At 54.8% G+C, this 12,710-nt stretch carries 15 protein-coding genes; 5 read left to right on the forward strand and 10 right to left on the reverse strand.

The window, feature by feature from the left end; translation table 11 throughout:
• Positions 1-50 precede the first annotated feature (50 nt).
• From IGS58_RS21050 to IGS58_RS21070, 5 genes are all read right to left on the reverse strand, one after another.
• Positions 51-260 carry a tail protein X gene (locus IGS58_RS21050; protein ID WP_230522597.1) on the reverse strand — a complete coding sequence of 70 codons (210 nt, stop codon included), beginning with the start codon at positions 258-260 and terminating at the stop codon, positions 51-53.
• Positions 260-763, reverse strand: coding sequence for a head completion/stabilization protein (locus IGS58_RS21055; protein ID WP_230522598.1), 504 nt, complete (start codon positions 761-763; stop codon positions 260-262). The genes IGS58_RS21050 and IGS58_RS21055 overlap by 1 nt, the downstream gene beginning before the upstream one ends.
• 97 nt (positions 764-860) lie before the next feature.
• Positions 861-1,577 (reverse strand): phage terminase small subunit, encoded by a 717-nt coding sequence (gpM, locus tag IGS58_RS21060; protein WP_230522599.1) that lies wholly within the window; start codon positions 1,575-1,577, stop codon positions 861-863.
• On the reverse strand, positions 1,577-2,596 hold the full coding sequence (locus tag IGS58_RS21065) for a phage major capsid protein, P2 family (RefSeq protein WP_230522600.1): 1,020 nt from the start codon (positions 2,594-2,596) through the stop codon (positions 1,577-1,579). The genes gpM and IGS58_RS21065 overlap by 1 nt, the downstream gene beginning before the upstream one ends.
• A 48-nt stretch (positions 2,597-2,644) precedes the next feature.
• Complete coding sequence (locus IGS58_RS21070; RefSeq protein WP_230522601.1) at positions 2,645-3,433, reverse strand: GPO family capsid scaffolding protein; 789 nt, start codon at positions 3,431-3,433, stop codon at positions 2,645-2,647.
• Positions 3,434-3,569: 136 nt separating this feature from the next.
• On the opposite strand from IGS58_RS21070, the gene IGS58_RS21075 reads away from it, so the two are divergent.
• The 3 genes from IGS58_RS21075 to IGS58_RS21085 are packed head-to-tail and all read left to right on the forward strand — an operon-like array spanning position 3,570 to position 6,651.
• On the forward strand, positions 3,570-5,381 hold the full coding sequence (locus IGS58_RS21075) for a terminase ATPase subunit family protein (protein ID WP_230522602.1): 1,812 nt from the start codon (positions 3,570-3,572) through the stop codon (positions 5,379-5,381).
• Positions 5,378-6,439: a phage portal protein gene (locus tag IGS58_RS21080; RefSeq protein ID WP_442908375.1), complete on the forward strand. Its 1,062-nt coding sequence runs from the start codon at positions 5,378-5,380 to the stop codon at positions 6,437-6,439. The genes IGS58_RS21075 and IGS58_RS21080 overlap by 4 nt, the downstream gene beginning before the upstream one ends.
• Positions 6,436-6,651 (forward strand): hypothetical protein, encoded by a 216-nt coding sequence (locus IGS58_RS21085; protein ID WP_230522603.1) that lies wholly within the window; start codon positions 6,436-6,438, stop codon positions 6,649-6,651. Before IGS58_RS21080 ends, IGS58_RS21085 begins: the two co-directional genes overlap by 4 nt.
• Before the next feature lie 462 nt (positions 6,652-7,113).
• Here the strand turns inward: IGS58_RS21085 and IGS58_RS21090 are convergent, their stop codons facing one another.
• The 5 genes from IGS58_RS21090 to IGS58_RS21110 form a co-directional block, all read right to left on the reverse strand.
• On the reverse strand, positions 7,114-7,449 hold the full coding sequence (locus tag IGS58_RS21090; protein WP_230522604.1) for a hypothetical protein: 336 nt from the start codon (positions 7,447-7,449) through the stop codon (positions 7,114-7,116).
• A gap of 65 nt (positions 7,450-7,514) precedes the next feature.
• Complete coding sequence (locus tag IGS58_RS21095) at positions 7,515-7,934, reverse strand: hypothetical protein (protein WP_230522605.1); 420 nt, start codon at positions 7,932-7,934, stop codon at positions 7,515-7,517.
• Positions 7,912-8,424, reverse strand: coding sequence for a hypothetical protein (locus tag IGS58_RS21100; protein ID WP_230522606.1), 513 nt, complete (start codon positions 8,422-8,424; stop codon positions 7,912-7,914). The genes IGS58_RS21095 and IGS58_RS21100 overlap by 23 nt, the downstream gene beginning before the upstream one ends.
• 1,853 nt (positions 8,425-10,277) lie before the next feature.
• Positions 10,278-10,523, reverse strand: coding sequence for a hypothetical protein (locus tag IGS58_RS21105; RefSeq protein WP_230522607.1), 246 nt, complete (start codon positions 10,521-10,523; stop codon positions 10,278-10,280).
• Positions 10,524-10,603: 80 nt separating this feature from the next.
• A complete protein-coding gene (locus IGS58_RS21110; protein WP_230522608.1) occupies positions 10,604-10,771 on the reverse strand; it encodes a DUF4265 domain-containing protein in 168 nt (55 codons plus the stop codon).
• A 77-nt stretch (positions 10,772-10,848) separates the two neighbouring features.
• On the opposite strand from IGS58_RS21110, the gene IGS58_RS21115 reads away from it, so the two are divergent.
• Both IGS58_RS21115 and IGS58_RS21120 read left to right on the forward strand, forming a co-directional pair.
• On the forward strand, positions 10,849-11,541 hold the full coding sequence (locus IGS58_RS21115; protein ID WP_230522609.1) for a DUF4274 domain-containing protein: 693 nt from the start codon (positions 10,849-10,851) through the stop codon (positions 11,539-11,541).
• 342 nt (positions 11,542-11,883) lie between these two features.
• Positions 11,884-12,276, forward strand: coding sequence for a GFA family protein (locus tag IGS58_RS21120; RefSeq protein WP_442908376.1), 393 nt, complete (start codon positions 11,884-11,886; stop codon positions 12,274-12,276).
• The last annotated feature ends 434 nt before the right edge of the window (positions 12,277-12,710 follow it).

Below are 12,710 nucleotides of genomic sequence, written 5' to 3' on the forward strand. Positions count from 1 at the left end.
GGGTAAGGGGTGAGAGATTTTTCATAAGGGTAAAAAGGTTGATTCGGGCGTTAATCCCATAGCTGCACGATGTCTGCGGCTTGGGCCGTGCTGGGTGCCGGCTCGGGCAGGGTGACGACCAGGCCGGCCGGCAGCACGGCGCCGTGGCGCGCCAGCGCGGGATTCATTTCCAGGGTTTGCTCGACGTATCCCGCGCCGTCGCCCAGGTAGCGCCACACCAGGGCGTCTACCGTGTCGTGCTGCTGCGTGCGCACCTGCATCAGATCAATTCCACGGTGAGGTGCGTGCGCCCGACGATATCGGCGATGGCCCATTGCGCATTGCGCCGCTGCGCGCCGGGCGCCTCGTCGAGCCATTCCATGCTTTTCTTGTCGCTGACGGACGTGGCCGTGCTGTCGTAATCGCGGTAACGCTCGATCAGATCCGCTTTCGCCGTGCTGTAGACGGCGCGCCGGTACTGCGCCAGCAGGCGGGATTCGCGGTTGATGCACGCGGCCGGCACGTCCACCAGGGCGGTGATACCTGCGGCGGCCTGCTTGCCCTGCCAGTCGGCCAGCTCGCGGTTGACCTGCAGGATGGCATCGACCACGGCTTGCACCAGGCGCGCGTCGGTGACGGTGCCGTCCAGGCGCATGGCGTCGCGCATATCGGTGAGCAGGATGTCGGGAAACCAGCCGTCGTTCTCGATGATGCCGGCGGCCGGTGCTGGCGGCGTGGGAGTGGTGCCGGGCGGGATGGACGGGGGCAGGGCCATGAAGGACATACGGGACGCTTTCAAAAGTGGGCGGTGGACGGGGTTCATCAGGCAAATGAATTAGCCAGAATCCCCCCGTGCCGCCGTGCTGCGGGGGAGATGCTCTTTACGTGGAACCGGCCGCGCGCTTGAGGCGCCGTTCCAGCCGTTCCATATCTTTCTTGACGCCGCACGACTCGGACAGGGCGCGGGCGCGCCTCAACTGGCCCATGGCCGTTTCCGCCTGCGCCACCAGCGCCGGGGCGATGTCGGTATCGTCGGCCTGATCGAGCACGGCGATCATGGCCAGGCCGATGGCCTTGTGCAGCTTGGCGCGCGCCTGGTCGGGCGCGTCGCTGGCGGCCGTCAACTGTTCGACGGTGCCCAGCACCTGGGCGGCGTGCTGCGGGTCGGCGGCCAGCTTGCCGTGCAAGTAGCCTTCGGCGAACTCGTCCAGCATCAGCGTGGCGATATCGCGGCTGTAGCCATCTGGCAGGGTGAACTTGTGCGCCAGCGCGTATTCGGCCATGACCAGGGCGCGCTCATACTCGCCCGTGTCGATGTGCCACACCAGCAAGGTGGCGAACACGTCATCCTGGGCGCCCTTGCCGCCGGCCAGCACCCCGTCGATCCACTGGGCGTAGTCCGGCAGCATGGTGGCCTTGACCTCGATCTTGCGTTCCACGGACTGGATGGACTTCAGGCGTCGGCGGTCATCGGACAGCTTGTAGAGCATCATTTCGTAGGCCGTGCCGGTGGTGACGCCCTGCGGCGCGGCGGCGCCGGCCGTGCGCTCGGCCAGCATGCGCGCGCGGTGGCGCAGGGCGGGGGATTGGTTCGCCATCACTTGTCTTTCAGCTCGATGTTTTCCACCAGCGCGGCCAGGCCCAGGTCTTCGATCACGTAGGCGTCATTCGACGACTCGTAATTCTCGATGCGGTCGCGCTTGGGCACGTCCTCGACGCGGCGGCGGCGCGCGCCTTCCTGGAAGTAGATCGACAGATTGTCGAAACGGGTAATCAGGATGGCGTTGTCCGGGAAGAACGGTACGCGTGCGGCCGGCAAGCCGCCGATGCGCTTCTGGCTGATGATGATGTCGGCCGCCAGGGTTTCCGTGGGCGCCTGCTTGGTGTTGACCAATGGGAAATACTTGTCGTTCAACAGCTTGCGCCCGACGATGGCCACCAGGGTGGTGTCTTCCTGATACCACGGGTCCAGCAGGTTGACGGCATCGGTGACGGCTGCGTCCAGGTTGGCGTAATCCGCATCGTCCACGTCACCGATGATGACCTTGCCCGGCATGCCGTTGGCGACTAGGCCCAGCACGCGCTCGGGCGCCAGTTCGCGCAGGTGCTGCAGCCAGCCCTTGTTCACGTCCTGCAGCAGCGGATTGGCGTCCAGATCGGTGTCGGCCATGGCCTTGACGCCATTAAAGCCGATGACGATGCGGTCCAGCGCCTGGCGCGTGAGGATGGCGTTGGCCACGCGCGACTGGAAGTCGGGGAACTTGGCCCAGGCGTCCAGCTTGGCATAGTTCAGATGCGTGTCGAAGTTGGTTTGTTCGCAGCGGTACTTGGTGCCGTCCAGGGTGGACAGTTCGCGCGTCTTGCGTTCCTTGTCCTTGGTGTTGGTGCGACCCGCAATCGGGCCGGACACGCCCAGGCCCAGCTTTTCGCCTTCCTGCTCGGTCACGCCGATGATGTTGACCTTCGACAGGAACTCGCTCGATTCTTGCATCTTCGTTTCCAGCTTTTGCTGCACGCTGGGCGTGACGCTGAAGGTCTTGGCCACGTTGTCCGTGTCGTTCAGCTGGCCCAAGCGGGTTTCGTATTGGCCAAAGACCTGGCGCGTTTGCTTTTTCATAAATCAGTGCTCCGTTGTTGAATGGGGTGTTGGTGGATGGCGCGGGGCTTAGAACTCGGTCTGCACGGCGCCGTCGTTGCCGGTGGCGGCCGGGCGGCGCGGGCCGTTGCCGGGCGCTTCGTCCATCTGCGCCTTGAAGGCGGCCAGCTCGTCCTGCGTGGCCTTCAATGCCGTTTCGGTTTTCTCCAGGCGGGCCAGGGTGCCCGTGTAGTTGTCGTTGACGGTGACGACGTGGCCAGCCAGCGCCTGCACGGCTTCGCTGATGTCGGCGAACTGCGCCGCGTCGGTGCCGGTTTTAGTCGAGAAGCGTGACAGCAGGTTTTTCACGGCGTCGGCCAGCTTGGTGCCTTGCGGCTCTTCGAATTCCAGCGTCACCTCGACGGCGGAGGTGAACAGGTTGGTGCTTTGCTGCTTGCGGCTGGCGGAGAATTGCAGCGCCTCGGTGCCCAGGCTGGCGGGGCTGTCGGTGACGCCCAGGCCGACCAGGTAGGGCTGCGACGAGTCGGCAAAGTCGGGTTGAATTTCCAGGCTGGTGTACAGCTTTTGTTTCGCCTTGTTGATGGCCACCAGTTCCGGCGTCGGTTCGATCTGCGCGAACAGGGCCAGTTTCTTGCCGCTGTCCGTGTCCACTTCCTCGGCTTTCACGGCGATCACGTCGCCGTAGGCCTTGAACTGGCTGTCGGGCAGGATGCCGCGAATGTGTTCCAGCCAGATGCGCGCGCCGTAGGTCTTCGGGTTGTAGGTGGCGGCGATCTGCTCGATGGTGGCGCGGTCGATGTTGCGGCCGTCGGTGGTGGCGCCTTCGGTGGCGACGCGGAAAAATTTCGATTTGGACATGGTGGGCGTTCTCGGTTGATCGGATAACGCCATGGTCAACGTCTTGGCGCTGCGATTCAATGCGGTGCGGGTTGCTATGGGTCATAGCGACTTTTGCCTTTCCCCGCTCCGCGCGCGCGCGGCCTACGCTGGCGGCATGCTGACAATCGAGAAAATAAGCGAACAAACGGCCGACGAAAAAATCGCTGAATTGGCCGTGCCCGAATCCGAGCCGCGCCGTGCCGCGCGTGCCCTGTACTGGAAGGGATGGCGCATTTCGTCCATCGCCCGCCACCTCGGAATCAAGCGCAGCACCATCAATAGCTGGAAAGAGCGCGACGAGTGGGACAAGGCGCAGGCCATCGAGCATGTCGAGGCGTCGGCCGAGCTGCGCTTGGTGAAACTGATCGAAAAAGAGGTCAAGAGCGGCAGCGATTACAAGGAAATCGACCTGCTGGCGCGTACCATCGTGCAGATGGCGCGTGTGCGCCGCTATGAGCAACCGGGCGGCAACGAGGTCGATCTCAATCCGAAGCTGGCGAACCGCAATGCCGGGCCGAAGAAGAAGCCGACGCGCAACGATTTCAGCGAAGAACAGAAAATCCAGCTGCTCGACGCCTTCCAGGATTCTCTCTTCGATTACCAGAAAGTTTGGTATCGCAACGGCGACCAGCGCACGCGCGCCATTTTGAAGTCCCGGCAGATCGGCGCCACCTGGTATTTCGCCCGCGAGGCGCTGGCCGATGCCATGCAGACGGGCCGCAATCAAATCTTCCTGTCCGCGTCGAAGTCGCAGGCCCATGTCTTCAAGCAATACATCGTGCAGTTCGCGCGCGAGGCGGCCGGCATCGAGCTGACGGGCGACCCCATCGTGCTGCCGAACGGTGCCCACCTGTATTTCCTGGGCACCAATGCGCGCACGGCGCAGGGCTACCACGGCAATTTTTATTTCGATGAATTCTTCTGGACGCAGAATTTCCAGGAGTTGAACAAGGTGGCCTCGGGCATGGCCATTCACAAGAAATGGCGCAAAACCTATTTTTCAACGCCATCCTCGACCACGCACCAGGCCTATCCGTTCTGGACGGGTGAGCTGTTCAACAAGCGCCGCGCCAAGGCGGACCAGGTGAACATCGATGTGAGCCATGGCCGCCTGTCGTCGGGCTACACGGGCGAGGACAAGATCTGGCGCCAGATCGTCACCATTCTGGATGCCGAGCGCGGCGGCTGCAACCTGTTCGACATCGACGAGCTGCGCAACTTCGAATACAGCCCGGACCAGTTCGACAACCTGCTGATGTGCAATTTTATCGACGACTCGGCCAGCGTCTTCCCGCTGGCCGAGCTACAGCGCTGCATGGTCGATTCCTGGGTGGAGTGGGACGACTACAAGCCCTTGCTGGGCCTTCGCCCGTTCGGCAACCGGCCCGTGTGGATCGGCTATGACCCGGCCTTGAACGGTGACAGCGCCGGCTGCGTCGTGCTGGCGCCGCCCATGACGGCCGGCGGCAAGTTCCGCATCCTGGAACGCCACCAGTGGCGCGGGCAGAGCTTCGAAGACCACGCCGACGCCATCCGCCAGATGACGCAGCGCTACAACGTCGAGTACATCGGCATCGACACGACTGGCATGGGCATCGGCGTGCTGCCCATCGTGCGCGGCTTCTTCCCGGCTGTGACGGCCCTGAATTACTCGCCTGAAGTCAAAACCCGCATGGTGCTAAAAGCCAAAAATATTATCAGCAAGGGCCGGCTGGAGTTTGACGCTGGCTGGACCGACATCGCGCAGTCGTTCATGGCCATCCACAAGACCCTAACCCCCAGCGGACGGCACGTTACCTATGTCGCCGGCCGCAGCGACGAAACCGGCCACGCCGATCTGGCGTGGGCCTGCATGCACGCCCTCGATCACGAGCCCTTCGAAGGCACCACCGACAACCACCACTCTTTCATGGAGATTTATTCTTGAGCAAAGCACGACACTTGCGCGCGCGCGGCCGCCAGGCCGAGAGCGCACCACCAGCGGCCACGGCGCCGGCCGCCGCCGGCATCGAGGCGTTTTCCTTCGGCGACCCGACGCCCGTGCTCGAGCACGCCGACATACTCGACTGCTTCGAATGCTGGAAGAACGGCCACTGGTACGAACCACCCGTCAACCTGGCGGGCCTGGCCAAGTCCTTCAATGCCGGCGTGCACCATAGCAGCGCCATCCACTTCAAGGCCAACGTGCTGACGTCCACCTTGATGCCAACGAAATACCTGTCGCGCGATGGCTTCAAGCGCATGGCCCTGGACTATCTGACCTTCGGCAATGCCTACCTGGAAGACCGGCCCAGCCGCAGCGGCAAGGCGTTGACGTACCAGCACGCCCTGGCCAAGTACATGCGGCGCGGCGTCGATCTGGATACCTATTTTTTTGTGAACGGCTACCAGGCCGTGCATGAATTCGACAAGGGCCGCGTGTTCCACCTGATGGAACCGGACGTGAATCAGGAGCTGTACGGCGTGCCGCAGTACCTGAGCGCCCTGCAGTCGGCCTGGCTCAACGAGGCGGCGACCCTGTTCCGCCGCAAGTACTACAAGAACGGCTCGCACGCCGGTTTCGTGTTCTACATGACGGACGCCGCGGCGAACACGCAGGACGTGGACAACTTGCGCCAGGCCATGCGCGACAGCAGGGGGCCGGGCAACTTCCGCAACCTGTTCATGTACGCGCCGAACGGCAAGAAGGACGGCATCCAGATTCTGCCCGTGTCGGACGTGGCCGCCAAGGACGAATTTTTCAACATCAAGAGCGTGACGCGCGACGACCAACTGGCCGCGCATCGCGTGCCGCCCCAGCTGATGGGCATCCTGCCGAACAATGCCGGCGGCTTCGGCGCCGTGGAACCGGCCGCGCGCGTCTTCGCCCGCAATGAACTGGTGCCGCTGCAGGCGCAGTTCGAAGCGATCAACGAATGGGCCGGCGTGGAAGTGGTGCGCTTCGCCCCGTATGACCTGGTCACGGGCGGGGAGGGCGCGCAATGAGCGATCACGTTGACAACACCGACAAGATCATCTTTGCGGAGGTGGCGCGCGGCCTGGCCGCCGTGCGGCGCCGGCCCGCCCTGGTGGCGCACGGCCGCTGCCACTACTGCCACGAGGCGCTGGCGCCCGTGCTGCAGTTCTGCGATGTGGATTGCCGCGACGACTACGAGAAGGAGCAGGCGGCGATGATCCGCGCCGGCCGCGCAGGATGAGCGCCACGCCGCGCTAGTCGGAGGGGTAGGGCCGCGACAGCCCAGCCGCGCCGGAGTCCCCCAGCCACCGCACAAGCCGCCCACGAGGCGGCTTTTTCACGTCCCGACGATTGATGTTGCTCTAGAGGCAAGGAAAAAGCCCATTTCGGCCCGGCGCGCGCAGTTGTCCCCCCTCCACACCTGCCTGCTATATAGGGGTCTTTTGACTCAAATGTGCGCCATGGCCGAAGGCGCATGAGGACTGGCGCGGCGGGGCGAAGAGGGGGCATGCGATTTGACGCATTTTGACGCACTTTGATTGATATTTATCACACCTGTTCCAATTGCGATTTATTGCACTTCGTGAGCATTGGGAAGCTTGTTACGAGTAAAAATATAGATGTGAATTATTTTTTATAGGATATTGAATTTTTAATATTTTGCAATATGAAAATGCACCTATAGGATATTTAGTGTTTTTTATTAAACGCTGACAGTAGGTGTTGGAGGGGTTAATTTCAAAATTGGAATTTTATACTCTGAAATCAAAATATTATCAATGCAGCAGGATAATTTTAGTTTTCCGTTAGTTGGAATTAAAAATCCATCAATCTCAATGATTAATCTAGTAAGTAAGTTCTCTTGAAAGTCGAGTTCAACAGGAGTGCTAAAAGTGACAACATCATCAATTTCGTATTTGACTATTCCATTTTGAATGGTGTTGTCCTCAGCTTCGCGAGAGAAATGAAAAATTAATGCGACACTAGGAATTACAATGGGGAAAGTAAGTGAGCTAAACCCTTCGATGATATCAATCAAGGAAATGCTTTGAGTGCGAGAATCGACTATTGCCCGCTTTGCGATTACTGAGAATGTGGAATTAATCATGAATTGGTTGGCGAGTATGAGACGAAATTAGAACTGGTTGAGTTTGATTTGTAATTTGCAATCGTTACATTTGAAGTAAAGGGGTTTGTAAAATGAACATTGTTAATTGTGGTATTTTTTTGCTGATGTAAGGAAATAATTTCATTTGCCCAATTTAGTTTGGCTTTAGATATCAATTCCTGAATGAAACTAGAGGGGGCGCCCGAGCGAAGTAGCGAAAGTAGCGCGGAATAGGCTAAGGCAACCGATTCCACGTCTCCATTAGTTGATCTGATTACCAACTCAGATAGATTATCTTTTGATAGTTTTTCCAAGGCTGAAACATGCATGCTTGCTAATAATTTTCGATATAAGTAAGCTGGCGTATTGGCAAAGACGTACGCTTCAATTATTTCATTGGGAACTTTGATTTCCATATACTTTTATCCTAAAATATCGCACGTTTGAAAAATTATAGGGGCAATTATTTGCCCAGTGAGAAAATTCAGCAAATTTCCCCCATTTGCTGACAACTCTTGGAACTCCTAACCCACTTTCATTTGGGGAAGACACAACTATTCCTGAATGTTCAAAGTCCCCATCTGGAGAGAAATATATAATTACATCACCCGGTAACACATTAGTCGAATTAATTTGAATATAGTCATCTTCCTTTAGTATCTGCTTCAGATCCTCTGCTCTATATATGCCCGTACGGCGCGAAGCAAATGTCATCCCATGACAGTTGTATCGCGGTGTAGCATCTGTTCTTAGATGAGTACTATCATTTTCATATTTTTTAAAAAGAGAAAATTGATTTTTCTCAGTAATATCAATTTCAGTTATCTGAGCATTTTCAATTTTGCACCCTTTTGCGGTTGCGAGATCAATTGTTACTTCAGAAAGTTGACTGCCTATTAGAATCATTAGCTGCCTTTGAGAAAAAATGTTCTTTCTGTCAAGAACACGAAGCTCCTCAGGATAGCATATTTCTGTACACAAATGATGCCTTGTGTCAACTTATGCAAAAGTACTTTTGTTGCATCTCATCTTAGAACATACGCCCGCTCGATTGGAAGTTCAAGTACTGCTTACATTTTGTAGCAATGGACACTTAATATTGTTTCATTTTATGCAATATTGAATTATGCTTCATAGTAGGAAAATACTCAAAGGCACGTTCAATTGCACAAGTGTCGTTCACAGGGCTGAGTTAAGGTACTTTGAGTCTGTGCTGTGACTATCATGACGGCAGTATGAGCATGAAAAACCTATGGGAAAACGGTCTGATTGAAAATAGAAGAACTGAAGTGGGGACAATGGCAACATGGCTCGCTGACGAGAGCTGTGTTCGTCGATTTTCTAAAGGCCTTGGCGTTCGTACTGGGCTCGATTGCGATACTTGTGCTTTGTCCTTATGATGGGACGACGATAGGGTTAAGATAACATACCGAAAGTTGCTTGGTTATACTGCAATAACTTCGAAAGTGATGTTAATTTATCATGCTTCTGGAATAGTTTGCTCCTCAAACACAAAAAACTCGCCATGGATGGCCGCTTGTACTGCTGCTATAATGTCACCTTTGCGGAGCAGAAACGGGCCGCAAGCCCGCATGGTTGTTGAGTTCCTTGTCGAGCTTCCCAAGCTTGCGCTTGAGCCCCGTCCTCGAAGGGCGTAGGCTATGGACTGCAGACCGAAAGTCTAAGACCTGAAAACTTCTGTGTTCCTTTCAATCGACGGTACGAAAGTAGGTACATTAATAGTGGGTGACAGTGTGGGGCTTATGAATACTAGTTATGTGCATTACACCGCTTCCGCCAGGAAATAAAAAGAAGAGCCGCCCCCTTGGGCGGCTTTTTTATTTCCTGGCGGAAGCGAGCAGGGCGGCGCCCCGAATCCTCCAACCGCTGCCGCTGCGCGGCAGCCCCGCGCGCCTTGGGCGCGCGTTCGTGCTTCCAATCAGTTTTGCGACTGAGCCAACTGTCACAGAACCCCACGCCTCAGTCCGTGTCTGAACGCCAAACCTGACCCTCGCGTTAGTGCACGTGGTGTACTGGCCAAGGAATTTGCAGGGGAAGTGGGAGAGTCTCCCTTACAATAATAGGTGTTTTGCCCCCATGCTTACTTACGTTCTTGTAAGCATGATTTTTGCTTGTTAATAGTTAATTTTTTACTTTTTCAACAACTTGATTAAAGAAAATATTTACTCAAAAATGGAAATTTAAGTTATCTTTAAGACAAAAAAGGAGACATTTTTCTCTTTTATTGATGAGGCAAAAATGCACGTTAACAAACTTGATGAACCCATATTTGCTATTGCAGCCAACCAAAATTATGACTGTTTAAGGCATGACGGTCTAACAGCGCAAAAAGTCGATGTCGGAGTCATTTTTCAAGAAATGCTAGGCACAGCGACTGCGGCCGCCTACTTGGCGAAAAACAACGTTCCTATGCACATAGCTCTCCGGGTCTTGACGCAAACCCATCGTAAGGCTACGAAATGAGGGGATGGCTGTTGTTGCTGAGTAGCTAACGTACGAAAAAATCTGTCATTTTGTTGTCATTCCCAGGCTAAAACACCCCCAAATAATGACAGCTTTCTTCTAGCTAACTACTTGATTCTAAAAATTCAGTGGTGGAGACGTCTGGGACCGAACTTGCCTCGCCAAGTGGCCAAGCGCGATAAACTTTTTCTACGGTTTTGGTGTTGGTATGAGGTAGCCCTTGATGACGTGCTGGACCAAGGCTTGCGGCGCCTCGTCAAGGTGGTCAGTAAACTTTACATATCCAGCCACCAGTTGAGTAGGGTTTCATCATTGTCGTCATCGAGGTTGGCGTAGATATTGGCGAAGTACCATTCCACGCCCGTTGCTTCGCGGAAGGCGTCGGAGGGACCGTTGACGTTGTAAATGCCGTGGTGTCCCGGCACGTTGAAGGTCAGATTGCCTTCATATTGGCCGTCCATGGTGCCGCCAAGCTGCTTTTGCACGTCGTACTCGAGCTGGTCGACTGCGGACTGGCTCACGGCATCGGCATCGTAGATCTGGATGCAGAAGTTGCCGCCGCGCTTTAATACTTGTGCAGGGGAGAGCGGGTCGGCGATGTTTAGATGTCGCCGTGCGCCAGGTTCAGGGCCAAGCCGGGTGACGCCAGCAGTTCGAAGACGTGCTCGGCAATCTGGTGCGCCGGCAGAGTTTCGTACGTGGGGCCGTCGGTGTCTTCGTCTGCCAGTACGCGGATGTGTGGTATGCCTTTACAATTGATGTTTTCCATTAACTCTTTCATCTTGCTGGTACGCTGCGGTGCGGGTCGCGCCAGCTAAATAGATACGACAATATTGTGCAGGCTGCATGAAGAACGACATTTCCTTATCATTTGTCGCATTCACTCATCCTGAAGTTTTGTCAAACCGTCTACTCCAAGGAATGCAAATTTTAACAAAACTGGAAAAAGCGCTAAGGCTTACACAGCCGAACGGCCCGGATGCCGAGCAAGCTATCCTAATACTGGCCCTGAAAGGAAAATGTGCCGGCGACACTTATTACCACAACATGGCCCAGTCTGTTTTTGACAGCGCTATGGAAGGTAACGAGGAGGAAGATTTTTATCACTTCTATGTTCGGCAGAGAACGATAGGTATTCAAGCGTTCAAAAAAGAGGTAGAAAACGATCTCTCGACTCTGTCTGGATGTCAGCTTCATGCCATCGTCCAGCATCATAATTATGATAGTGGCATATGGCTTCCAACGCAGATCATAGTGCAAGCAAAGTGTGAATTTGCTACAGCGCTGTGCATCTACTGGGCCAATCAGCCGGGCGATCACTATGCGCGATACGAGACACTCGATCTTGCTTGCGAGGATATCCATGCTCTATCCCATGCGAATGCCGTGTTGCTCAATAAAATCGAATACAAGACAAAGCTGGGAATATTTGCACAGATCCTTCCCATTCCCGACGTTGCTTGTTTCCTGGATCGCAAGCCAGATTATTCAGTGAAGCCATTGATCAATATTCCAGTTGAACTCCGTGTATACTGGTGAAGAATAAAGCTTGGGCTATAGGCTGGGCCTGCGGGACCAGCCCGCCCAGAATCCTCCCCTTGCTTTTTTGACTTCAGTGCACGCTCATCATTAACACCAGCACGATCTCCCGGCCTGTCCCAACATCAGGATAGATCCACTGCTACCGTTCGCAAACTCTACATAGAGCTCTAATCAGTTTTCGACTGAACAAGCTTTCACAGCACTCAACGCATCAGTCTGTGCCTGAATGGCAGAGTTGCCCCTTCCTCGCTTCGGTTCTGAAAAATTCCACCATATGTCACTTGCCTGTCCAAAAGTACTGTGTAAAAATACAGTGTCAACTTTCAAAAAGGACATCTCATGATCAGAGGCAGTTGCTGCTGTGGCTCAGTAAAGTTTGAATTGGCGTCTCCCCCGGGCATGATGGGCATGTGTCACTGTTCTCGTTGTCGGAAGGCCGGCGCGAGTGCCTTGGCCTTCGTTGATAAGAATTCATTTACCTTGCTGGAGGGGCGAGAATTTATTCAGCGATATGATCCAGAGACTCCCTTTAAATATGCAAGAACTTTTTGTAAAAACTGTGGGACTTCTTTGGGGGAAATTGGCTCAGAAAATGATTCGTTTCCGATATCAGTTAACTGCCTGGATGATCACCCTGAGGTCAGCATACAATTTCATGTGTATGTCGGCTCCAAGCCCGCATGGTATAAAATTTGTGATAATGCAAAACAGTTTCAGGAAAGTCCTGCATAATAAAAAAAGCCAGTCATGTGACTGGCTTTTTTTATCGCAATCTTGAGATTTCAAGTAATTTCGATATTCCTTTTTTGTCAGGACGGACCCTCCCGCCATACCCTCGCGAATGTCGCAACCCTGTCGTCAAATCCCTCGAAACCCAGTTCCATCAATTCCTCATGCGTGGCAAAAATCGATAGATGATTTATACAATGCTGCTGTTCAAATATTGGGTACTGAATTAAGCAGATGAAGTTTTTGGCTGCGCAAGGATTGAATTGTCCTTCGACCACTTGCTCGCTATAACTGGCATCGGAATAGGATGCGTATGACATGGAGTATACAGCTGCCGCGTGCGCATAGGCGAAAAATCCAATAATTCGGCGAAAAACGTTGAAAGAGCTGGCTTTTTCAATGGAATGTGAGATATTTTTAATTGATGCGTTCAATGT

The organism is Janthinobacterium sp. EB271-G4-7A (genome assembly GCF_020858075.1).
In the GTDB taxonomy this organism is placed as follows: domain Bacteria; phylum Pseudomonadota; class Gammaproteobacteria; order Burkholderiales; family Burkholderiaceae_D; genus Janthinobacterium; species Janthinobacterium lividum.

Bases quoted from the DNA above. Each gene is read 5' to 3' on its own strand.
- IGS58_RS21065 (WP_230522600.1), bottom strand. From the start codon at position 2,596: ATGAAAAAGCAAACGCGCCAGGTCTTTGGCCAATACGAAACCCGCTTG.
- IGS58_RS21055 (WP_230522598.1), bottom strand. From the start codon at position 763: ATGTCCTTCATGGCCCTGCCCCCGTCCATCCCGCCCGGCACCACTCCC.
- IGS58_RS21120 (WP_442908376.1), top strand. From the start codon at position 11,884: ATGATCAGAGGCAGTTGCTGCTGTGGCTCAGTAAAGTTTGAATTGGCG.
- IGS58_RS21110 (WP_230522608.1), bottom strand. From the start codon at position 10,771: ATGGAAAACATCAATTGTAAAGGCATACCACACATCCGCGTACTGGCA.
- gpM (WP_230522599.1), bottom strand. From the start codon at position 1,577: ATGGCGAACCAATCCCCCGCCCTGCGCCACCGCGCGCGCATGCTGGCC.
- IGS58_RS21050 (WP_230522597.1), bottom strand. From the start codon at position 260: ATGCAGGTGCGCACGCAGCAGCACGACACGGTAGACGCCCTGGTGTGG.
- IGS58_RS21115 (WP_230522609.1), top strand. From the start codon at position 10,849: ATGAAGAACGACATTTCCTTATCATTTGTCGCATTCACTCATCCTGAA.
- IGS58_RS21070 (WP_230522601.1), bottom strand. From the start codon at position 3,433: ATGTCCAAATCGAAATTTTTCCGCGTCGCCACCGAAGGCGCCACCACC.
- IGS58_RS21075 (WP_230522602.1), top strand. From the start codon at position 3,570: ATGCTGACAATCGAGAAAATAAGCGAACAAACGGCCGACGAAAAAATC.
- IGS58_RS21100 (WP_230522606.1), bottom strand. From the start codon at position 8,424: ATGATTCTAATAGGCAGTCAACTTTCTGAAGTAACAATTGATCTCGCA.
- IGS58_RS21085 (WP_230522603.1), top strand. From the start codon at position 6,436: ATGAGCGATCACGTTGACAACACCGACAAGATCATCTTTGCGGAGGTG.
- IGS58_RS21095 (WP_230522605.1), bottom strand. From the start codon at position 7,934: ATGGAAATCAAAGTTCCCAATGAAATAATTGAAGCGTACGTCTTTGCC.